Here is a 20,989-nt window from a genome sequence, read left to right on the forward strand (position 1 = left end):
CGATCACCGCGCCAGCAGGAGGCCGAACGTCCGGAGCCGAGGTCTCATGATGGAGACACTCAACCTCCTTCTCTTCGTCGTCGAAGCCATCGCCTATTTCGTGCTGATGGTAACGCTTCTGCATTTCCGTCATCGGCTCGGTCTCGGGGTTTTCCTGACGGCGCTCGGTGTCATGCATTTCATGGAGACCTATCTGGCGGCGGTCTTCTACGTCTCGCTGCCGTTTGGCGATGTGTCGCCGGGCTCATCCGTCTTTTTCTCCGGCAAGCTGATGATGATCCTGATGCTTTACCTGCAGGAGGATGCGGCGACGGTTCGCCAGCCGATCTACGGCCTGTTCCTCGGCAACCTGCTCACCGTCGGTATTGCCTGGGTGCTGCAGCTGCACCAGCCGCTGCAAATGTCGACCAACCACACGCCGGACGTCGATTTCCTCAAGGAGATGGGCTGGCTGATGGTCTGGGGCACGGCGCTGCTCTATGTCGATTCGCTCGGCATCATCCTGCTTTACGAAAAACTCGGCGATTTCTTCCGCCGCCGCGTCGTCCTGCGTTTCCTGATTTCGGGCTTCGTGCTGCTGACCTTCGACCAGATCGGCTTCTTCGCCGCGCTGCATTATTTCCTTGATGTGCCGATCGCCGCATTCTGGGGCGGATGGAAGGCGAAAATGCTTGCCGTCTGCCTCTACGCGGCGATGTTTGCGATCTATGAGTATCGTGTTCGCCGTATCGGCACAGCCGGGTCCGCACGTTCGATCAGCGACGTATTCGGTGATTTGACGTTCCGCGAGCGCTACAACGATCTTCTGGAGCGCACCGGCCGCGACATGCTCACTGGCGTCTATGATCGGACGCGCATGGAAATGGAAGCGCCGCTGATGCTGCTGGAGGCACTGAAGCAGGGGCTATTCGCCACCGTCCTCATTATCGACGCCGATCACTTCAAGGATGTCAATGACGGCTACGGCCATCTCCAGGGCGACGAGGTGCTGAAGGCGATCGCCGCTCGGCTCGGCACGACGCTGCGCTCCAACGACCGCGTTTTCCGCTTCGGCGGTGAGGAATTCGTTGCCGTCTGTCCGGGCACCGACCACGAAGAAGGGCTGCTGCTTGCCGAGCGACTGCGTTGGACGATCGCGACCAGCGTCAAGACGCCGGATGACAGGCCGGTCACGGTCAGTATCGGCGTTGCGACCGCCGATGAGGACGGCGTCGATTTCACCGCCGTGCTGACGGCTGCCGACGGCAGGCTCTACGCGGCCAAGAAGAGCGGCCGCAACTGCGTCGTCGGCCGCTCCGGCGTGGTGAAACTCAATTAGCCCGGCTAACTCAGTTAGCCCGACCAACCCAGTTGGCCCCGGCCAGCCCCATAGCTATTCCTCGAGAATTCGCATCGATGCTGATGGCGCGCGAGGTCGCGGACGTCGGGAGCGGGTTCCTAATCATCGATCGATACAGTGCGTCGGCCGGGATGTTGAGGATGTTGCTTAAACCGAAACATTTGTCTATCGATCTATGTCTTTTCAATATGTTACAAGCAATATAAAACGGCTTGTTCGTAAAATGCAAACGTGATCTCCATTGCGGAAATATCCCAGATGAGTTTTCCTGCAAGGGGCGTGGAGACATGAGTGATTCAATTGCACGGACGAAAGCCGATGGCGGCGAGTTTGCCGTTTTGTGTATCGGAGGGTTTCTTCTTTCGATCGCCTATGGCGTGACCTTTCTGATCCCGGTGCTGGTGGGCCAACGTGGCGGCGATGAGGCGCTGGCCGGCACGATCATCTCGGCCGCAACTGTCAGCACCGTCATTCTGGTGATCCTGTCCGGCCACATCGCGGATGCCATCGGCTCGGCGCGGGCGGTGGCTGTTTCTGGACTGTTTCTTGCCGCGTCAGCGCTGGGATTCGCCATGGTTCCCTCGGCCGGGTTGAGCCTGATGGCGGTCGGTTTCATCCTCGGTATAGGCTGGGGCACCTTCTATGCGCTCGGACCCATTCTGGTTGCCGCGATCGTCGAACCCGAACATCGGATCAGGTTTTTTGCCCTGCTTTCGGGATCGATGATGTCGGGCATCGGCGCCGGACCGATTATTGGCCGCATCGCCACCAATTGGTCGATGCCGATCGAGGCGGCCTTCGTATTTGCATTCCTTGCCAGTCTCGCCGGCGGTGCGCTCTACTTTTGGCTCCACCTCCGGCTGACCAAGGCCGGCAAGATTTTGCTGCATGTCAACAAGATCTCATTTGGCGCAGCACGCGAGGTGATCGGCTCGCGGGCCATCTATTCCATCATCATGGTCGGCATCGGCGGCGCGATTTTCGGCGGGTTGTCCAGCTTTCAGACCAGCTACGCCAAAGCGCATGGGTTCGACTACTCCCTGTTCTTCATCGGCTTCATGTCCGCCGCGATTCTAAGCCGGCTGTTCGTGGCGGGATATGTGGTCAAGAAGGACCCACTCTATTCGCTGTTGGTCCTGACAAGTCTGACGCTGGCATCGATCCTGCTGTTCCTGATGCTGACATCAAATCAGTTTGCCTATCTGGGAGGCGCGGCGATGCTGGGGGTGGGCTATGGCTTGACCTATTCCGTCATCAACGGCCTGGCGGCCAATGAGGCTCCCGCGGGCCTTATGCCGCAATCGCTGCTGTTATTTTCGCTCGCCTATTCCATCGGCGTCTTCGGCTTTCCGCTGATCGCCGGCAATCTGATCGTTTTCTCCGGCATCCAGACCATGCTTTGTGTATTGCTTCTGCTTGCCGTGCTGAATTTGGCAATCGTTCTGTTTCGTGTTGCCCACCGTGCAACGCAAGAACGAAACAAAGCATCCGTAGGAGACAATACGAGCACTCTATGACGGGTGACCGAGGCCAGCGAAGGGGCCGGGCAAGTTTAACCTGCCCAGCCCGGCTCACTCAGGCAGCGCGGAAGATCTTGGCGCCGGAGGGGGCACTCGTCATGCCGCCGTCGACAGTGATCTCGATGCCGGTGACATTGGCGGAGTCATCCGAGGCCAGATAGAGCGCTGCCTTGGCGATTTCGTCGGCTTCGCTCATGCGGCCGAGCGGGCTCATGCCGCCGATGCGCGCCTCGAGCGCCGACATGGCGTCTTCCGTCTGGGCCATCGGCGACCAGATCGGCGTCTTCGTGCCGCCGGGCGTTACCTGATTGACGCGAATGCCGCGCGGTGCGAGTTCGGACGCCATATTGCGCGTCATCGCACGGACCGCCGCCTTGGTCGCCGCATAGGCCGACCATCCGGGAGCGCCGAGCACGGCATGCACGGAACCGTTGAGGATCACCGAAGCGCCGTCATTGAGATGCGGCAGAGCCGATTGCACGGTGAAGAAAACCGCCGTGAGGTTGGTGCTGATAATCTGGTTAAATTGCTCCGGCGATGTTTCGCCGAGCGGCGTCGCGCCGCCGATGCCGGCATTGGCGAAGACGATGTCGAACTTGCCGACTTTTCCGGCGGCTTCCGCAAAGGCCTTCTCGGTAGCGGCGGCATCGGTGACGTCGACCTTCAGTGCCAGCACACCGGCCCCGAGCGCCTTTTCGGCGGCGGCGAGCGTTTCCGGGTTGCGGCCGGTGATCACAACACTGGCACCCTCGTCGATGAAGACCCTGGCGGTCGCAAGACCGATGCCGCTGTTTCCGCCGGTGATCAGGGCGACCTTGTTTCTTAGACGCATGATTCATGCTCCTCTTGGAATTGGCAACGATCTAGATTATGATCGTTATCTACAAGGATTATGATTATAATCTACATGAGTCAAGAGGCAGTGCCGGGGAGATGTCCGATGGGCCGTTCGCAGCTGGAAAAACAGAAGACGCACGAGAAGATTATCGAGATCGCGTCGAAGCGACTACGCGAAGAGGGGCTCGAAGGTATTGGCGTCGCCGACCTGATGAAGGAAGCCGGATTGACCGTCGGCGGCTTCTACAAGCATTTCGCCTCCCGCGACGATCTGGTCGCCGAGGCGATCCAGTCCGCTTTCGATTCATGGGGACGCAAGCTGGAGGCCGAGGGGGTGAACCCGGCAGAGATGACGGCGGCCGATGTCGCCGATCGTTATGTGAGCGCCGATCATCGCGACAATCCCGGTGAGGGCTGCCCTTTTGCCGCGCTGACCTCCGATATATCACGCAGCGGCGAGAAGGCGCGGGGAATCGCGACGGACGGTCTCAGGCGTAATTTCGCGTCATTGGCGAGCAAGGCTGCGGGAGCAGACGATAGCGAACGGCGGCGCAAGGCGATCATGGCCTTCGCGATGATGGCCGGCGGCGTCGGCCTTGCCAGGATTTCGTCCGATGAGGAACTCTCGGCCGAAATCCTGGCGACGGTCCGGGATTTTGTCGCCGGTATCGACAAATGAAAAACGGCCGGCAAAAGCCGGCCGTTCCATGGAGCGTTGAACAGCCGATCAGGCGGCCAGCGCGATTTCCTGGACGCGCGACTTGGCAGCGTCGATCGCCTTTTCGGCAGCTTCCGGACCGAAGGCCAGGCCTTCGACATAGATGGTCTCGATATCGCTGATGCCGAGGAAGCCGAGAACCGACTTCAGGTACGGCACGGCATGGTTCAGGGGAGCGGCCGGGCCCTGCGAGTAGACGCCACCCGAGGCGAGCACCACGTAAACCTTCTTGCCGGTTGCGAGGCCGACCGGGCCGCTTTCCGTGTACTTGAAGGTCAGGCCGGCGCGGGCGACGTTGTCGATCCAGGTCTTCAGCGACGAATAGATGTTGAAGTTGATGAGGCCGGTGCTGATGACGATCGTGTCGGCGGCAAGCAGTTCGCTGACAAGTTTGTCGGAGGTCTCGACGGCCACGGTTTCCTCAGCGTTGCGGGCCTCGGGCGGCTTGCGGATCGCGCCGGTGAAGAGGTCATCGATATGCGGCAGCGGGTTAGCGGCAAGGTCGCGGCGAACGATGACGCTGCCCGGGTTCTGGCTCTTCAGCTTTTCGGCGAGATCGACGGCGATCGGCGTCGAGAGCGATTCGGCACGCGGGCTGGACGTCAGAAGAAGGATGGACGACATGGTGCATTTCCTTTCGAATTGAATTTGACGGCCCGTTGCTGGGAGGTGAGCCGCAGTCTCGATGAGGAAAATAGGTCTGGCCAGCTATCGAAAAAACGGTGATAATGTCGATCGAAGCTATCGATGGAATGGATAGAAAATGCTCCCGAACCCGACTCTGGACCAATTGCAGGTGTTTCTGACCGTTGCCGAGACCGGCAGCTTCTCGGCCGCTTCGCGAGCGCTGAACCGTGCGCAGTCGGTCGTGAGCTATACGATCGCCAACTTGGAGGCGCAGCTTGAAGTGCCGCTTTTCGAGCGCTCCGGCGCGCGCCAGCCGAAGCTGACGGAGGCGGGCAAGGCGATGCTGGAGGATGCGCGGCGCATTCTAGGCGACCTGCAGGTCATGCGGGCACGCGTCAAGAGCCTGAGGGAAGGGCTCGAAGCGGAGGTATCCGTCGCCATCAGCGTTATGGTGCCTTCACGAGCCCTGGTGGACGTCCTCCACGAATTCCGCGAGATGTTTCCATCCGTTTCGTTGAGCCTCAATGTCGGCGAGCTCGGAATGGTCATGGATCTCGTCCTCAGCGGCAAGGCGACGATCGGGATTGGTGGGGCGGTCGTCAAGCAGGACGATTCGATCGTCACGGAACGGATCGGTCATTCCTTCATGTTGCCGGTTGCCGCGCGCAACCACCCGCTTGCCGGGATCGGCCGGCCGCTGACGCTGGGCGACGTGCGCGAAGAAGTGCAACTCGTCGTCACCGATGCGTCGGGCCGGACGAAGGGGCGTGATTTCAACGTTCTCTCCTACAAGACATGGCGTGTCAGCGATATCGCGACGAAGCACCAGCTCATCAAGGCCGGCCTTGGCTGGGGCGGCCTTCCGGCTTCTGTGATTCATGACGATCTCGTCAGCGGCACGCTCGTCCATCTCGATCTGGATGCCTACGAACAGGGAGAGTATGCCATCTATTCCGTGCGCCAGCTCGCCAACCCGCCCGGACCCGCTGCCACCTGGATGATCGACGCGTTCCGCATGCGGCTTTCCCATTGCCCGAACCAGGCCGATTTTCATGCTCAGATGGCGGAACTCCAGGAACCCGCGACACCGCTCGCGGCCGAATGACGAAGGCGCGGCGAGCGCGCCTTCACCGGCATCCTCTTCGGCCTAAAGAACCAGCCTGAACTTCGAGAAACCGTCGGCCCCTTCGCCGGCATCCTCGATCTTCACGCTTTTGACCTCGGCGAGGAACTGCTTCGCCTTCGGGCCGCTTTCAAAAGTCGCGGTCGTGCCCGGGAGCGGCTTGAAGGTCCAGTTTGCGTCAGCCGACGGATTGATCGTGCCCTGATCATGGATATAGCGGACGATGACGTCGCGGTTGGTATCCGGCGCCTGGAAGATCACCTTATCAGCGGTGATCTCAGGGAAATTGCCGCCGCCGCCGGCGCGGTAGTTGTTCGAGACGACGACGAACTTTTGAGCCGGATCGATCGGCTTGCCATTGAAGGCGAGGTTCTGGATGCGGTTGGCGTCCGGATTGATCGGCTTGCCGGATGAATCATATTTCGGCGGCTGCGACAGGTCGATCTGGTAGGTGACGCCGTCGATCACGTCGAAATTGTAGGACGGGAAATCGTTGTTGAGCAGCGCCGCATCCTTCGAGCCGGCCTCGATGTGATTGAACATGCCGGCAGACATTTCGAGCCAGTTCTTCACCTGGGCGCCGGTGATGGCAACAGCCTGAACCGTGTTCGGATAGAGATAGAGGTCGGCAACGTTCTTGATGGCGATATCGCCGGCCGGAACATCGGTATAGTAATCGGCGCCGCCGCGACCGCCGGCCTTGAAGGGAGCCGCCGCCGAAAGCACCGGCAGATCCTTGAACGCGGTATCGGCGAGCATTTGCTTGATGTACCAGGTCTGGGCTTGGCTGACGACCTGCACGGAGGGATCGTCGGCGACCAGTGCGAAGTAGGAATAGAGCGGTGCGGACGTCTTGCCGACCGGGGTGCGGACATAGGTTAGTGTCGCCTCGTGCTCGGCCTTGGCGGCTTCGATCACTTCCTTCTTGTCGGCGTAGTCGGCAACCACCTTCTTCTTGTCGTCGCGATGATAGATCGGCCGTGCTTCCGAGGTAAAATCGACGATCTTCCAGCTGTTACCGTCCTTTTCGAGCAGCAAGTCGATAAGGCCGAGATGCGAGCCCCAGAAGCCGGCCATCACGGCGGGCTTGCCATGCAGCGTGCCCTTGACGGGATCGGCATTGGCGATGCCGTCCCAGCTCTTCGGGCCGGGGAAGACGAGATGCTGATGGCCGGTGAAGATCGCGTCGATCCCATCGACGGCGGCGAGATGCAGCGAGGCGTTTTCCATCTTTTCGGACGGTGCGCTGCCATCGATGCCGGAGTGCGAGAGCGCAATCACGATATCGGCGCCGGCTTCCTTCATGGCGGGAACCCAGGCCTTGGCCGCCTCGACGATGTCGCGCGTCTGCGCCTTGCCTTCGAGGTTCTTGATATCCCAGAGCATGATCTGCGGTGGTACGAAGCCGATGAAGCCGATCTTGACGGGGCTCTCGTTGCCGGCGCCGTCCTTGATCTGCTTTTCGACGATGATGTAGGGCTTGAAGAAGAGATCGTCCTGCTTCGGGTCGGAGGCGAGCTGGCCCTTGGTCAGGTTGGCGCAGACGAAGGGGAAGTTCGCGCCTGATAGTACCTTGAGCATGAAGTCGAGGCCGTAGTTGAACTCGTGATTGCCGAGCGTGCCCACGATATAGCCGAGCGTGTTCATCGCCTTGATCACCGGATGGACGTCGCCGTCCTTCATGCCATGCTGATAGGCCATGTAATCGCCCATCGGATTGCCCTGCAGCACGTCGCCATTGTCGATCAGCAGTGAGTTGACGGCCTCGGCGCGGATGCCGTCGATGATCGTCCCGGTGCGTGACAGGCCCATCGTGTCGTTCGGCTTGTCGGCGTAATAGTCATAGGGGAAGACGTTGACGTGAATGTCTGTCGTTTCCATCAGCCTGAGATGCGCCTGGTTGGCGCTGGCGCGGGCGCTGAAAGGATGCAGCAGCACCAGGGCGGAAGTGGCGGCGAGGCCGCCGAGCAGGGAACGGCGGCTCATTACGCCAACATCGAAAATGGAAGACATGGAAACTCTCCTTCAGGATCATGCATCGTCCGGCCCGTCAGAATTAGGACGATTTGGCGAGGAGTACACTGCGAAAATGACAGGACGTCAAACAATCCGCCGGAAAAGCGTCATGGCTCAGAAATGCAATTTATGATATAGTTACTCGGCGCCAGGCTGCCGCAGACGTAAGGCCACGGTCACCCTCGGCGGTCGGTGTCAACGGCAGCCGTTGGAGCGATCTCAGCCGCTCCGGCGCAAAGGTGGGGCAGCCTTACGATTTCAGCGTCGATGTCGCCAAGTGAGGCGTCCGCTCGACGTTGGCGGCGGTTCTAACCAGCGGGCGTACCGCCAGCACCGGCCGCATTTCCTTATGGAAAAAGCGGAAATAGGAGGAGATCTGTGCCCGCGCATTTGAATTCACGTCGAACTGGATGCCGACGCGGCCATTGTGCTTCCAGCGGATGACGCCTTCGAGCAGCCCGAGGTTTTCGGCCTCGATGCGCACCTTGCTGCCAGAGGCGGCATGGAGCGGCCCCTTCATCTCCAGGGCGGCACCGGTCGGCGACAGGTTGAGGATGCGGGCATCCACCTGGCTGTTCAGATATTTGACATGGCCGAACACGCGGCAGCTTTTCCGGTCGGCCTTTCTGGCCGTGATTTTCAAGTTGCGGGTCATACTGTCTCCCTTGGTATAGCCGGGGAGCATAGCGCCGGAAAATTGAAATGGTTTTAGGGGCTTGGCTAAAATTGCAGTGAAACCGTCAATTGGCGGCCGCCGCTCTGCGTCCCACCACATGTTCGCGCCAGACGGTGAAGATGCCGGCGGCGACCACGATCGCCGAGCCGACGATCATGTTGAAGCTGAGCGTTTCGCCATAGATCACCATGCCGATGATAGAGGCGTAGACAAGTGACAGATAGGTCAGCGGTTGGACGGCGGCGGCATCGAGAACATCGTAGGCGCGGATCAGGAAATAATGGCTGGAGATGCTGGTCATGCAGACGAGCGCCATCCAGCCCCAGTCGGCCGGCGCCATCCAGCTCCAATAGAACGGCCCAACCAGCGTCATCGTGACGCCGCCGACGACGCCGGTATAGAAGAAGCTGGTCATCGACGAATCGTCGCGGCTGACCAGGCGGGTGGCGATAACGTAGAAGGCGAAGTTGAAGCAGGAAATGACGGCGAGAAGCAGCTTAAGGTCGAAAAATTCGCCTTCCGGCTTCAGGATCAGCAGCACCCCGAAAAGTCCGGCGCCGATGGCTGCCCACCGCCGCCAACCGACCCGTTCGCCGAGGATCGGCATCGCCAGCAGCGCGATCAGGATCGGCGTCGCGGAGAAGATCGCCTGTGAACGGGCAAGGCCGATCACGGCGAAACAGGTGATGGCCAGAACCACCTGAACCGCAAGCAGAACGCCGCGCGTCACCTGCAGGAAGGGGCGTTTGGTGCGGGCCGTCGCCTTGATCCCGCCGCGCATCTTCGACGCGAGGATGATCGTGAAAAGTGCGAAGGCCCAGTAGCGGATCATCGTTACGAAGATCGGCGGATAGGCCGTCGCCAGATGTTTCGAGATGGCGTCCTGCAGCGAAAAGATGGTGAGCGCCAACAGGGCGAAAATATAGCCTTGGGTCTTCGATGTCATGACTTGCCAATGAGCGGGAAACGCCCGCGCGCATCGAAAGTCTGGACAGGCTTTCGGCAAAGATGCAAGGCCTCAAAGGCCGACATTCGGCTTGTCGATGATTTCTCTGAGCGCGAAGCTGGAATTGATCTTGACGACGTGGGGAAGGGCCGACAGCCAGTCGCGGTGGATGCGCTCATAGTCCTCGAGATCACGGGCGGCGACTCTAAGGATATAGTCGTATTCGCCGGACATCAGGTAACAGACAAGCACGTTCGGGCAGAGCTTCACCGCCGCCTCGAATTCCGCCAGCGTCTTGGCGAACTGGCCGGAGAGCGAGATATGCACGATGGCGATCATCTTGTAGTCGAGCGCCTTGTGTGAAAGCCGCGCATGGTAGCCGCCGATGACGCCGCTTCTTTCCAAGATATCAAGCCGGCGCGAACAGGCCGAAGGCGACAGTCCGATCCTTTCGGCAAGCTCGGCATTGGTCATGCGGGCATTGGCCTGCAGCGCCTTAAGAATCGCAAGATCGATGGTGTCGAGATCGGCCATTCGAAGAACCTTCGAAGAAAGATAGAAAGACTGCAATAATCGCCGAAAAATCGCCTCTTCGCAAATCGTCTTTGCAAGGACATTTCACTGCCTTGATGGTTGGATTCCTCATCTGAAAAATCCGCGGCCGCGGAGATAAAATTGAGAGGAACGCGCATGCGTGTCGGTTGCCCGAAGGAAATCAAGAATCATGAATATCGCGTCGGTCTGACGCCGGCTTCGGTGCGCGAATATGTTGCCCACGGCCACGAGGTCTGGGTGGAGACCAAGGCAGGCGTCGGTATCGGCGCTGATGATGCCGCCTATGCCGCGGCCGGCGCGAAGATCGCCGCCTCCGCCAAGGATATCTTCGAAAAGTGCGACATGATCGTCAAGGTGAAGGAGCCGCAGCCCGCCGAATGGGCGCAGCTCCGTGACGGCCAGCTTCTCTACACCTATCTGCATCTGGCGCCGGATCCCGAACAGACCAAGGGTCTGCTCGCCTCCGGCGTCACCGCGATCGCCTATGAGACGGTGACCGACGAGCGCGGCGGCTTGCCGTTGCTGGCGCCGATGTCGGAGGTCGCCGGACGCCTGTCGATACAGGCGGGAGCGACCGCGCTGCAGAAGGCCAATGGCGGCCTTGGCGTCCTGCTCGGCGGTGTACCCGGCGTGTTGCCGGCCAAGGTCGCGGTCATCGGCGGCGGCGTTGTCGGCCTGCATGCCGCCCGGATGGCCGCCGGCCTCGGCGCCGATGTCAGCATCCTCGACAAGTCGCTGCCACGCCTGCGCCAGCTTGACGATATCTTCTCCGGCCGCATCCACACGCGTTATTCCAGCATCCAGGCGCTGGAGGAGGAAGTCTTCTCGGCCGATCTCATCATCGGCGCCGTGCTGATCCCCGGCGCTGCTGCTCCGAAGCTCGTCACCCGCGAGATGCTCTCCGGCATGAAGAAGGGCTCCGTCATCGTCGACGTCGCCATAGACCAAGGCGGCTGCTTCGAGACCTCGCATGCGACCACCCATTCCGATCCGACCTATGAAGTCGACGGCGTTGTGCATTATTGCGTCGCCAACATGCCGGGCGCCGTGCCGGTCACCTCGGCGCACGCGCTGAACAATGCCACATTGGTTCATGGCCTGGCGCTTGCCGATCGCGGCCTGCGCGCCATCGCCGAAGACAAGCATCTGAGGAACGGCCTCAACGTCCACAAGGGCCGCATCACCAGCAAGCCGGTCGCCGACGCACTTGGCTACGAAGCCTTTGCGCCGGAGAGCGTGCTGAACGTAGCGTAAGCTAGCTGACTCAAGGTTAGGCGCCAGCCTCCGCCAGGGCCGGCGCCTTTACCTTGTCGATCCGGCATTGGAAGCAGTTGTTGCGCGCTGAGCGCACATGCACATAGGCGATATCAGATCGTCCCAGCAACTCTTCGCCATAGGCTGGAATATCGCCGATCTCAGTCACCGCGCCGGTACCGTAGACGATGCGGTCGTTCTCGCTGTAGCCGCGGACGATGAAGTCACGGCTCGTCGTCAGCACCGGCGGCATGATCTCTTCGGCGGCATAGCGTGCGCAAGGCTGTTTGTGCAGGAAGACCGGGCCGGTTTCGGCATAGGGCTGCAGCTCGGGGAAGGGCCGGTAGGCGAAAACCAGCAACGCCTCGCCCGCATCGATATTCTGAAGACAATGGCGGCAGGGATGGCCGGGGCCATCGGAAACGATCGTCTCGGGCAGCCTGTCATAGGCGTCGCGGCCGCCGTTCCAGAGGTGTTCGGCGTCGGTCGTCGGCATCGCGACAAAACGAATGGCGGTCATGGCAGATCTCCTTTGTGATTGCCATGAAATGCACCTGGACGAGCGGGCAAGCCACCCGATTCTTGCCGGCGTCTGCATATGAGATCGCCGGAGAGCGAAAAGCGGAGTATCTTCTGTGCGAACGCTGTAAGCCGAAAGGAGAAGGCCTTGGCCGACGTCGATCTCGCGCTGCTGGCGCAACAGAATGCAGAAATACTGGAAGAGCTCAGGGCTCTGCGCCGGGAAGTGGCGGAACTGAAGGAACAGTCGGGCCGCGCGCTCGATTTCGAGCGCCGCAACGACCCGCGCCGCCCGAACAGCCTGACGCATCGTTAGCCATCTCCCCTTACGTCAAGCCGTCAGCTTTTCCGCGCTATCTCCAAAAGCTCCTTGTCGCTGAGCGGCCGGACGATGCCGGTGCCGGTCGAAACGGGGGAGAAGCCGTACATCTGGTAGAGCTGCAGCGCGCGCGGGTGGTCGAGATTGTTGGTGGTGGTGGTGACCCGCTTCGGATTGAGCGACCAGATGGCATAGAGCGCCTGCAGCAGGAACCATTTGCCGATGCCGAGACCGAGCGCATGTTCGATCAGGCCGAAATGGCTGAGCTCGATCATATCCTCGTCTTCGCAGAAATATTCGTAGAAGCCGGCGGGCGCGCCATTCACGTAGAGAACGCTGATATTGTTGCGCTTGTCGTTCAGCGTCTCGGCAAGCTGCTCGTCGCTCATGCGCAACCGATCCACCCATTGCCAGCGCGCACCCACCTGCCGGTAGAGATAGCGGTAGAAGGGCAATGGGATCTCGGGAGCGCGCATGATCGCCGTCTGGATATTGACGGGCACCGGCATGCTTGCCTTCGGCGGCGCCGTCATTTCGAGCCGGGTGATGTGAGCTTTCAGCGAAGCGGGTGTCTTCCCCATGGCGATCAGGCTTTGACCGGCGTCGGCGGACCGGTGACGATGGGCGTATCGTCACGGCTGCCCCATTCGCTCCACGAGCCGTCATAAAGCTTGTTGTCGTGATGGCCGAGCGATTCCAGCGCCAGCGTGATGATGGCGGCGGTGATTCCCGAGCCGCAGGACGTGACGACAGGCTTGGACAGATTGATGCCGGCATCCTCGATCGTCTGCTTGAGTTCGGGCAGCGACTTGAATCGACCCTGGTTGGCGAAGACGCCGGACGGCAGGCTGCGGGCGCCGGGCATATGGCCGGAACGCATGCCGGCACGCGGTTCTGGTTCGGCGGCTGCGAAGCGGCCGGCGCTGCGGGCATCGGCGATCTGCATCGCGGCGCTGGAGACGATGTCGCGCATCGTATCGAGCGTCACCACGCGGCTTTTATCGAAATTCGGCATAAAGGTCACCGGCACATGCTTGGGTGCCGCGGTTTCCAGCGGACGGCCCTCGGCCTTCCAGCCGTCGAGACCGCCGTCGAGAACGAAGACGTTTTTCGCGCCCATCACCCGGAACAGCCACCAGACGCGCGGCGAGGCGAACAGGCCGATGCCGTCATAAACGACGATTCGATCATTCTCGCTGATGCCGAGCCGGCCGACTTCGGCAGCAAAATAATCGGGCGAGGGGATCGTGTGCGGCAGCGACGTCGAATGGTCGGCGATCTTGTCCTGATCGAAGCGGATGGCGCCGGGAATATGGCCGGCCGCATATTCGGCATCGGCATCGCGCTTCTGCGCCGGCAGATAGAAGGAGGCGTCCAGCACGCGCAGGTCGGCTTTGCCGAGCTCGGACTGCAGCCAGTCAGCCGAAACGACGAAACGGCTCTTGGTCTCACTCATTATGGTCTCCCTTGATGGTCAGGCTTCGTCGCTGGGCGTGCCGAAGCGGATGCGGAAGCGCCGGTTCTCTTTGCCCTTCTTCTCGATTTTGGCGATATGGATGCGGCCGACTTCCTGAGTCTCGGAGACATGTGTGCCGCCGCAGGGTTGGCTGTCAATCGAGGAGTTGTCGCCGATGCAGACGAGGCTGACGCGCCCGAGCCCCATCGGCGGGCGCACGTTCTTCGATTTGACGATGTCGGGATTGGCCGTAAGCTCCTCGTCGGTGATCCATTGCAGATAGACCGGATGGTTCTGCTCGACCAGTTCCATCAGTTTGGTCGTCACCTCGTCCTTGTCGATCGTTTCGGCCATGTCGAAGTCGACGCGGCTCTCCTCCTCGCCGACGGCAGCCCCGGTGATCGGATAGGAGCAGACGACGGAAAGCAGGTGGCAGGCCGTGTGCATGCGCATCAGCCTGTAACGGCGCGGCCAGTCGACATGCAACACCAGCGTCTCGCCGACCGCAGGCCGCGGCTCGTTTTCGAGCGGCACATGGATGATGACATCTTTGCTTGGACCATGCTTCGTCTGACCGAGCGCGATCTTGGTCCCGTCCGCACGTTCGAGCTGGCCGGTGTCACCAGGCTGGCCACCTGATGTCGCATAGAAGCAGGTCTGGTCCAGTTCGATGCCCCCGTCTTCGTGAATGGCGGTGACGACCGCCTCGCACGTCGAGAGATAGAAGTCGTCACGATAGAGGGCATTGACGGGCATGGGTCTCACACGGGTTCGTAGGGAACGTGGATCTCGGGTGACTTGGCCATCCAGCCCGGAACGGGCAGCCCCTTCGAGGTGAGGAAATCCGGGTTGAAGAGCTTAGACTGATAGCGGTTGCCGTAATCGCAGAGGATGGTCACCACCGTGTGACCAGGTCCAAGATCCCGGGCGAGATTGACAGCGCCGGCAATGTTGATCGCTGTCGAACCGCCGAGGCAGAGGCCCTCGTTCTCGACAAGGTCGAAGAGATAGGGAAGCGCTTCGGCATCGGAAATCCGATAGGCGAAATCGGGCGTGAAGCCTTCGAGATTGGCGGTGATACGACCCTGGCCGATGCCCTCGGTGATCGAGGATCCCTCGGATTTCAGCGCGCCGTTCTGGTAGAATTCATAGAGCGCGGCGCCGTCGGGATCGGCGATGCCGATCTTGACGTCAGACTTGAAAGCCTTGAGGCCGGCCGCCACGCCTGCCAGCGTGCCACCGGAGCCGACCGAGCAGATGAAGCCGTCGACCTTACCGTCGGTGTCTTTCCAGATTTCCTTGGCGGTCGTTTCGATATGCGCCTGACGGTTGGCGACGTTGTCGAACTGGTTTGCCCAGATCGCTCCGTTCGGCTCGGTCTTTGCCAGTTGCTCGGCGAGCCGCCCGGACACCTTCACGTAATTGTTCGGGTTCTTGTAGGCAACGGCGGGCACTTCGACGAGTTCGGCGCCGAGCAGCTTCAGCGCGTCTTTCTTTTCCTGGCTCTGCGTTTCCGGGATGACGATGACGGTGCGATATCCGAGCGCCTTGGCGACCAGCGTCAGTCCGATGCCGGTATTGCCGGCCGTACCCTCGACGATGACGCCGCCCGGACGAAGCAATCCCTTCCGCTCTGCGTCGCGGATGATGTAGAGCGCGGCGCGATCCTTCACCGACTGGCCGGGGTTCAGGAACTCCGCCTTGCCGAGAATGGTGCATCCGGTCACCTCTGAGGCACCCTTGAGTTTGATCAGGGGCGTGTTGCCGATGGCTTCAAGGACGGAGGGGTGGAAGGTCATGGAATCTGCCTCTATTCGAACTCTTACTTTAGGAACGGTCTTTTCCCTTCACAAGGCTGAGTTGGCAAGAAAAGCTATTCCACACCTCTGTCGGACGCGATAAAATTTGGCTTTCCTCCCCCGAAATGACGCATGCCCGCAATCCAGCGGTGTAAGGGGTGATCCGAAGATTGACTTTCCCCGTACGGATGACGACAAAGCGAAAACGGAGCGCGGCAACAGGGCGTGACCAAAACCGACATGGTTCACGAGCAGATCGACACGATCGATGCATTGATGGCGCATTATGTTGCCGGCTCCTTGCCCGAGCCGGCGCGTGTGCTGGTGCAGTCTCATCTCGAAATGAAACCGGATAATCGCAGCCTGGTGAACAGCCTCGAGCTGCTGGCAGGCGAAGCTCTGGAAAACGCGCGTGAAGTCGCCATTGCCGATCGCGACGGGCGGCTTGCGGCGATCTTTTCCTCTGCGTCTCCCGTCCCGGCGCCGCAGACGGCCGCGCGGCCGGAAAATGCGCTGTTTCCTCAAGCGTTGCGCGCGCTCTTGGGCTTCGAGGCCGAGGATGTGCCCTGGCGCCGGCGGTTGCCCGGTTTCAGGGAATATTCGCTCGACATGGACGGCTGCGAGGTCAGCCTGATGTGGATTCGGCCGGGCCGCGCCTTGCCGGCGCACACCCATAAAGGCATGGAACTGATCCTCATCCTCGACGGCGCCTTCAACGATGAACGCGGCCGTTTCGGTCCCGGCGACATTTCCATTGCCGACGAGACGGTCGACCACCGGCCGGTCGCCGAAAAGGACAGACCTTGCATCGCCTTTGCCGTTTCGGACGGGCCGATCAAGCTCACCGGATCCTTTCGTCAGATGATCGGCGACCTGATCGGCTGAAAGCAGCCACAATGGTGTGATAGAGCCCTAAATCCGGGAGGAGCAGAGAAACTTCCGGACCTGTTTTCGTGTTGATCAGGCGGCCCGGAGGAACATGTCATGCGTGATTTCATTGCCCATCCCGAACATGGAATCGTCTGGATTTCGGGCGCGAGTTCAGGCATCGGCCGGGCGCTGGCGTTAAAGCTCGCCGCCGAAGGATACAAGGTCGCCGTCACCGCCAGAAGTCACGAAAAGCTGGTGGAACTGCAGACCGAAGCCAGCGGCCTTTCCGGCGGCATTGTCGTTCTCGACGGCGACGTCACCGATGCCGAGGACATGGAACATGTCATGGCCTCCATCGAATATGAGCACGGGACACTCGCGATGGCGATCCTCAATGCCGGCGTCTGCCTGCCTGTTCATGCCGAGGACCTGAACCGCAGCGATTTCGAAAAGAGCTTTGCCGTCAATCTTTCCGGCGTCGTCAACTGTCTGTTGCCCGCGATCCGCCATATGAAGGCGAAAGGGCAGGGACAGATCGCCATCGTTTCCTCCGTCACCGGCTATGGCGGCTTGCCGACAGGGGCTGCCTATGGCGCCACCAAGGCGGCGCTGATCAATATGGCCGAAAGCCTAAAATTCGATCTCGACAAGATGGGCATCCGCATCCAGCTCGTCAGCCCGGGCTTCGTCGATACGCCGGCGACGAGGAAGAATGCCTTTCCGATGCCGGCCCTGGTATCGGTCGAGGAGGCCGCCCGGGAGATTGCTGCGGGGTTGAAATCGCAGGCCTTCGAGATCACGTTCCCGAAGCGCTTCACCACCATGCTGAAGCTCGCGCGCCTGCTCCCTTATGGCGCTTATTTCACGCTGGTGAACCGCGTAACCGGCTGGCGGGAGCGGCCGCCATTGTCTGGTCACCGTCCGGTGACGCCGCATGCGGCGGAATGATCAACGGCGCGAGAACACGACCTGGCGCACATCGATATTGCGGGCGCGGAAGCCGGCCTCGCAATAGAACAGATAGAATTCCCAGAGCCGCTTGAAACGCTCGTCGAAGCCCATCGGGCGGATGCGTTCCCAGACCGACCAGAAACGCTCGCGCCATTCGGCAAGCGTGCGGGCATAGTCGAGCCCGAAGCCGAAGTCCTTGACCAGTGACAGGTCAACCTTGCCGGCGAGCTCGGCCAGATGGTTGCGCGTCGGCAGCATGCCGCCGGGAAAGACATATTTCTGGATGAAGTCAGGGTTGCTGCGATACTGGTCGAAGGACTCGTCCTTGATCGTGATGATCTGCAGGCCGGCCTTGCCGCCCGGCTTCAGACATTGCCTGAGCTTGGAGAAATAGGACGGCCAGTATTTCTCGCCGACCGCTTCGAACATCTCGATCGAGACGATCCGGTCGTAGAGCCCTGCTTCATCGCGGTAGTCCTGGAAACGGAATTCCACGCGGTCGTCGAGGCCGGCCTTGCGAATGCGCTCCTCGGCAAAGGCGAGCTGCTCACGGCTGATCGTCAGCCCCGTCACCTTGCAGTTCAGCTCACTTGCCGCAAATTCGGCAAAACCGCCCCAGCCGCAGCCGATCTCCAGCACATGGTCGCCAGGCCCGATGCCGGTCGCCTCGGCAAGCGCCCGGTATTTGGCGTTCTGGGCCGATTGCAGATCGTTGGCGCCGGTGGAATAGAGTGCAGAGGAATAGGTCATGCTCGGATCGAGCCATTCCCTGTAGAAATCGTTGCCGAGATCGTAATGGGCGGAAATATTGCGCTTCGAGCCCGTTTTGGTATTGGCATTCATCCAGTGGCGGACGCGCTCGAAGAGGCGGCCAAGACCGCCCTTGCCATGCGCATAGCTGAACGCGGCCTCGCCGTTGACGAGGAAGAGTTCGAGGAAGGCGGCGATGTCGGGGCTGTCCCAATCGCCGTCCATATAGGTTTCGGCGACCCCGATCGTGCCGCTCGTCAGCGCCCGATAGGCAAGGTTCCAGTTGTGGAGGCTGAGCGCCGCCTTTGGCCCGGCCTTCTTGCCCTCGACCAGCAGCCTGCGGCCGTCGGGAAGGGTAACGGCAAGCGAACCGTGCTGCATATGCAGAAGTCCGCGCAGCGCCAGCTTTGCCTTGAAGGGCAGACCCTTCACCATGCGGGACATGTTTTCGGCCGTCAGCGTCACAGCATCACGAGCCAGCAGATTCCAGTCCTGCGCCTTGCTCATTTCTCCTCCTCCTCCAGCATTTTCCTGCCGGTTAGGGACGAAGCCACCCTTGATGATACGCGCGGCCGCCCCCCGGCCATTGCATCGAACGCTAATGTCATTCCGCTGCTTCCGCAAGCGGGCGGGTTTGGCGGACGCTGACTTCAGGCGGGGGCGCAGGACGCCTGACCAAGACGGCCTCGGCACCGCTCTCCCTGATGAAGGCGCGGAGCACCTCGAGCGCTTCGCCGCTTGCCAGCACCAGCCGCCCTTACCGCTCACGCAGCGACCTGTCGAGCGTTTCCAGCGAATGATGCAGCCACCAGGCCTGCGCAGCGCCCAGCGGACCGGTGTCTGCTGCCTCCGGCTCTCTTATATAGAGCGGGATGATCGGCCCCCCGAAGCGATGGGCGGCTTCGAGAGCCTGCTAGGGATGTACGGAACGCGCGGATCAAAAGTTTCATCCGGCGGAAAAAGCTTTTCGTGGCCTTCGCGACATGAAAAAGGCCGGCGTGAACCGGCCTTTTTTTGAGAGCGGCAGTCTGTCGCTTAGTTGTCGTATTCGCGGCAGGCTTCGCTGATCGATGCGCCGCTCTGGCCGCCGCGCGTGTCGACGCCGGACATCTGTTGCGGCATGCCGGGGCATTCCATCGTCCTCGGCTGGCCGATGCTCTGTGTCGTCGTCGGATCGACGGGCGAGACGGGTACCGGACGAATGCCGTTGTCATCGTTGGTGTAATCGGATGAATAGGTACCCGAATTCGGATCAGTCGAGCCGCCATTCGTCGGCCCGATTGGATCGGGGTTCGATTGGGCAAAGGCTGACGATGCCATGCCGATCGCAAGCAGCGAAGCGGCGATAAGGGATTTGGACATGGGATATCCTCCTTGGATTTTCATCTTGGATGACCGAGGGGTAACTGCCTGATGGAATCATTGTTCCGAAATTTGCTGAAAACCTGCATTCAAGCCTCGCGGCATACCCGGCATGGTTATGCGTAAACCTTAACGGGCGATGTCGCTGGATCGGCGCCAGCGCATGTCCTACTTGCATGCGGAGATACTAAAAAACCGTGGCATGAGGCCGCTATGTTCATCTCCTTTCGTGAAGCCGCAGATCTCGGTCTCCAGATCGTACTTGCACTCACCTTGACGATGAGTGGCATGGCGGTCGCCTCCTACGCCGTCAGGAATGACAAGGCTAAAATTTCCGCGATCGACGTCAGCCGTCCCTCGCTCTGGACCGCTGCTCCGATGCGCGTCGATCCGACTACGCAAGCCTACCTGCGCGCCGATGCTTCGGCCGCACTGGAACTCGCCGATGGTGCCGATGACCTCTGCCACGACCCCATTGGCCTCCGGCTTTCCTGCGACTTGATCGTTACCTCCGGTACTGCGGCCTTCTAGGCGAAGGCGGTTGGGAGGCGTCACCGCCATCCTCCCGAAAGCTTGCAAAACGCAATGATTTGCCGTTTCATCGCGATAGCGACCACCGTTCGACTCTTTCCCTGAAGGATTCAGCCTTTTGTCTATGCCGATGCCCCGCGGCTTCGAGAAGCCCTATGCCGCCTTCCTGTTCGATATGGACGGCACCATCCTCAATTCGATCCATGCGGCCGAGCGTGCATGGAGTGACTGGGCAAGGCGCCATGGGCTCGATGTCGCCACCTTTTTGCCGAAGATGCATGGATCGCGCGGCATTGACACGATCACCCGGCTAAACCTGCCCGGAGTCGATCCCGAACATGAATCGAAGCTGGTGACCGAGGCCGAAATCGCCGATGTCAGCGATGTCGTTGCCATTCCCGGCGCCGCGACCTTTCTGAGTTCACTGCCCCCGGATCGCTGGGCGATTGTCACCTCCTCGCCGTTGCGCCTTGCTCACCGGCGACTGGAGGCAGCAGGCTTGCCGGTGCCGAGATTCATGGTGACGGCTGAGGACGTGAAGGTCGGAAAACCCGACCCGCAATGTTATATTCTGGGAGCCGAGCGCCTCGGTGTCAGCACCCAGGATTGCCTGGTCTTCGAGGATGTCGCAGCCGGCATCACTGCCGGCGAGGCGGCGGGTGCCGATGTCATGGTCATCACGGCAACACATCACCACAAGATGGAGACGCCGCACCCGACCCTCTCATCCTATGACGAGATATTGGTCCGCATCTCCCCCGATCACAGGATGCTGATCGTCCCGAACGCGGGCTGACAGTGCTCCGGCTGCGTCCTGCTTG

At 60.8% G+C, this 20,989-nt stretch carries 23 protein-coding genes and 1 pseudogene; 10 read left to right on the plus strand and 14 right to left on the minus strand.

What is annotated here, in order from left to right; translation table 11 throughout:
• The first annotated feature begins 46 nt into the window (after positions 1-46).
• Both CUJ84_RS07705 and CUJ84_RS07710 read left to right on the plus strand, forming a co-directional pair.
• Positions 47-1,318 (plus strand): GGDEF domain-containing protein, encoded by a 1,272-nt coding sequence (locus tag CUJ84_RS07705; RefSeq protein ID WP_105005762.1) that lies wholly within the window; start codon positions 47-49, stop codon positions 1,316-1,318.
• Between the two features lie 308 nt (positions 1,319-1,626).
• Positions 1,627-2,856 (plus strand): MFS transporter, encoded by a 1,230-nt coding sequence (locus tag CUJ84_RS07710; RefSeq protein WP_105005763.1) that lies wholly within the window; start codon positions 1,627-1,629, stop codon positions 2,854-2,856.
• Positions 2,857-2,914: 58 nt separating this feature from the next.
• Here the strand turns inward: CUJ84_RS07710 and CUJ84_RS07715 are convergent, their stop codons facing one another.
• A complete protein-coding gene (locus tag CUJ84_RS07715; RefSeq protein ID WP_105005764.1) occupies positions 2,915-3,691 on the minus strand; it encodes an SDR family oxidoreductase in 777 nt (258 codons plus the stop codon).
• A 108-nt stretch (positions 3,692-3,799) separates the two neighbouring features.
• Here CUJ84_RS07715 and CUJ84_RS07720 point away from each other — a divergent pair, with 108 nt between their 5' ends.
• Positions 3,800-4,375, plus strand: a complete 576-nt coding sequence (locus tag CUJ84_RS07720) for a TetR/AcrR family transcriptional regulator (protein WP_105005765.1) — start codon at positions 3,800-3,802, stop codon at positions 4,373-4,375.
• Between the two features lie 48 nt (positions 4,376-4,423).
• On the opposite strand, the gene CUJ84_RS07725 is transcribed toward CUJ84_RS07720, so the two are convergent.
• Positions 4,424-5,038, minus strand: a complete 615-nt coding sequence (locus tag CUJ84_RS07725) for an FMN-dependent NADH-azoreductase (protein ID WP_105005766.1) — start codon at positions 5,036-5,038, stop codon at positions 4,424-4,426.
• 139 nt (positions 5,039-5,177) lie between these two features.
• Between CUJ84_RS07725 and CUJ84_RS07730 the strand changes: the two genes are divergently transcribed.
• A complete protein-coding gene (locus tag CUJ84_RS07730; RefSeq protein ID WP_105005767.1) occupies positions 5,178-6,146 on the plus strand; it encodes a LysR family transcriptional regulator in 969 nt (322 codons plus the stop codon).
• A 42-nt stretch (positions 6,147-6,188) separates the two neighbouring features.
• Here CUJ84_RS07730 and CUJ84_RS07735 read toward each other — a convergent pair whose 3' ends face one another.
• From CUJ84_RS07735 to CUJ84_RS07750, 4 genes are all read right to left on the minus strand, one after another.
• Complete coding sequence (locus tag CUJ84_RS07735) at positions 6,189-8,177, minus strand: bifunctional 2',3'-cyclic-nucleotide 2'-phosphodiesterase/3'-nucleotidase (RefSeq protein ID WP_105005768.1); 1,989 nt, start codon at positions 8,175-8,177, stop codon at positions 6,189-6,191.
• Positions 8,178-8,430: 253 nt separating this feature from the next.
• Entirely contained in the window at positions 8,431-8,835 is a 405-nt protein-coding gene (locus CUJ84_RS07740; RefSeq protein ID WP_105005769.1) for a PilZ domain-containing protein, read from the minus strand.
• Between the two features lie 85 nt (positions 8,836-8,920).
• On the minus strand, positions 8,921-9,802 hold the full coding sequence (locus tag CUJ84_RS07745) for a DMT family transporter (RefSeq protein ID WP_105005770.1): 882 nt from the start codon (positions 9,800-9,802) through the stop codon (positions 8,921-8,923).
• 72 nt (positions 9,803-9,874) lie between these two features.
• Entirely contained in the window at positions 9,875-10,336 is a 462-nt protein-coding gene (locus CUJ84_RS07750; protein WP_018241729.1) for an Lrp/AsnC family transcriptional regulator, read from the minus strand.
• Positions 10,337-10,492: 156 nt separating this feature from the next.
• Between CUJ84_RS07750 and ald the strand changes: the two genes are divergently transcribed.
• The gene (gene ald, locus CUJ84_RS07755) at positions 10,493-11,611 is read left to right on the plus strand and encodes an alanine dehydrogenase (protein ID WP_105005771.1); all 1,119 of its coding nucleotides are present in this window, start codon (positions 10,493-10,495) and stop codon (positions 11,609-11,611) included.
• 16 nt (positions 11,612-11,627) lie between these two features.
• Here the strand turns inward: ald and CUJ84_RS07760 are convergent, their stop codons facing one another.
• A complete protein-coding gene (locus tag CUJ84_RS07760) occupies positions 11,628-12,131 on the minus strand; it encodes a DUF1203 domain-containing protein (RefSeq protein WP_105005772.1) in 504 nt (167 codons plus the stop codon).
• A gap of 78 nt (positions 12,132-12,209) precedes the next feature.
• On the opposite strand from CUJ84_RS07760, the gene CUJ84_RS07765 reads away from it, so the two are divergent.
• Entirely contained in the window at positions 12,210-12,446 is a 237-nt protein-coding gene (locus CUJ84_RS07765) for a hypothetical protein (RefSeq protein WP_105005773.1), read from the plus strand.
• Between the two features lie 23 nt (positions 12,447-12,469).
• Here the strand turns inward: CUJ84_RS07765 and CUJ84_RS07770 are convergent, their stop codons facing one another.
• The 4 genes from CUJ84_RS07770 to CUJ84_RS07785 are packed head-to-tail and all read right to left on the minus strand — an operon-like array spanning position 12,470 to position 15,704.
• The gene (locus CUJ84_RS07770; protein ID WP_017963991.1) at positions 12,470-13,030 is read right to left on the minus strand and encodes a GNAT family N-acetyltransferase; all 561 of its coding nucleotides are present in this window, start codon (positions 13,028-13,030) and stop codon (positions 12,470-12,472) included.
• A 5-nt stretch (positions 13,031-13,035) separates the two neighbouring features.
• Entirely contained in the window at positions 13,036-13,905 is an 870-nt protein-coding gene (sseA, locus tag CUJ84_RS07775) for a 3-mercaptopyruvate sulfurtransferase (RefSeq protein ID WP_105005774.1), read from the minus strand.
• An 18-nt stretch (positions 13,906-13,923) separates the two neighbouring features.
• Positions 13,924-14,661 carry an alanyl-tRNA editing protein gene (locus CUJ84_RS07780; RefSeq protein WP_027684962.1) on the minus strand — a complete coding sequence of 246 codons (738 nt, stop codon included), beginning with the start codon at positions 14,659-14,661 and terminating at the stop codon, positions 13,924-13,926.
• Between the two features lie 5 nt (positions 14,662-14,666).
• A complete protein-coding gene (locus CUJ84_RS07785) occupies positions 14,667-15,704 on the minus strand; it encodes a cysteine synthase A (RefSeq protein ID WP_105005775.1) in 1,038 nt (345 codons plus the stop codon).
• A gap of 225 nt (positions 15,705-15,929) precedes the next feature.
• Between CUJ84_RS07785 and CUJ84_RS07790 the strand changes: the two genes are divergently transcribed.
• Both CUJ84_RS07790 and CUJ84_RS07795 read left to right on the plus strand, forming a co-directional pair.
• Positions 15,930-16,589, plus strand: a complete 660-nt coding sequence (locus CUJ84_RS07790) for a ChrR family anti-sigma-E factor (RefSeq protein WP_199788788.1) — start codon at positions 15,930-15,932, stop codon at positions 16,587-16,589.
• A gap of 99 nt (positions 16,590-16,688) precedes the next feature.
• The gene (locus CUJ84_RS07795; protein WP_105005776.1) at positions 16,689-17,522 is read left to right on the plus strand and encodes an SDR family NAD(P)-dependent oxidoreductase; all 834 of its coding nucleotides are present in this window, start codon (positions 16,689-16,691) and stop codon (positions 17,520-17,522) included.
• On the opposite strand, the gene CUJ84_RS07800 is transcribed toward CUJ84_RS07795, so the two are convergent.
• The 3 genes and pseudogenes from CUJ84_RS07800 to CUJ84_RS07810 all read right to left on the minus strand — a co-directional run bounded on the left by CUJ84_RS07800 (position 17,523) and on the right by CUJ84_RS07810 (position 19,637).
• Positions 17,523-18,782 carry an SAM-dependent methyltransferase gene (locus tag CUJ84_RS07800; protein ID WP_105005777.1) on the minus strand — a complete coding sequence of 420 codons (1,260 nt, stop codon included), beginning with the start codon at positions 18,780-18,782 and terminating at the stop codon, positions 17,523-17,525.
• A 133-nt stretch (positions 18,783-18,915) separates the two neighbouring features.
• Positions 18,916-19,188: pseudogene (locus CUJ84_RS07805) on the minus strand (deoxyribodipyrimidine photo-lyase); the annotation flags it as partial.
• A 122-nt stretch (positions 19,189-19,310) separates the two neighbouring features.
• Positions 19,311-19,637 carry a hypothetical protein gene (locus CUJ84_RS07810; protein ID WP_018241745.1) on the minus strand — a complete coding sequence of 109 codons (327 nt, stop codon included), beginning with the start codon at positions 19,635-19,637 and terminating at the stop codon, positions 19,311-19,313.
• 213 nt (positions 19,638-19,850) lie between these two features.
• Here CUJ84_RS07810 and CUJ84_RS07815 point away from each other — a divergent pair, with 213 nt between their 5' ends.
• Positions 19,851-20,168: a hypothetical protein gene (locus CUJ84_RS07815; RefSeq protein WP_105005778.1), complete on the plus strand. Its 318-nt coding sequence runs from the start codon at positions 19,851-19,853 to the stop codon at positions 20,166-20,168.
• 118 nt (positions 20,169-20,286) lie between these two features.
• Complete coding sequence (locus tag CUJ84_RS07820) at positions 20,287-20,964, plus strand: HAD family hydrolase (RefSeq protein ID WP_105005779.1); 678 nt, start codon at positions 20,287-20,289, stop codon at positions 20,962-20,964.
• Positions 20,965-20,989 lie beyond the last annotated feature (25 nt).

It is taken from the genome of Rhizobium leguminosarum (genome assembly GCF_002953715.1).
GTDB classification, from domain to species: Bacteria; Pseudomonadota; Alphaproteobacteria; order Rhizobiales; family Rhizobiaceae; genus Rhizobium; species Rhizobium leguminosarum_V.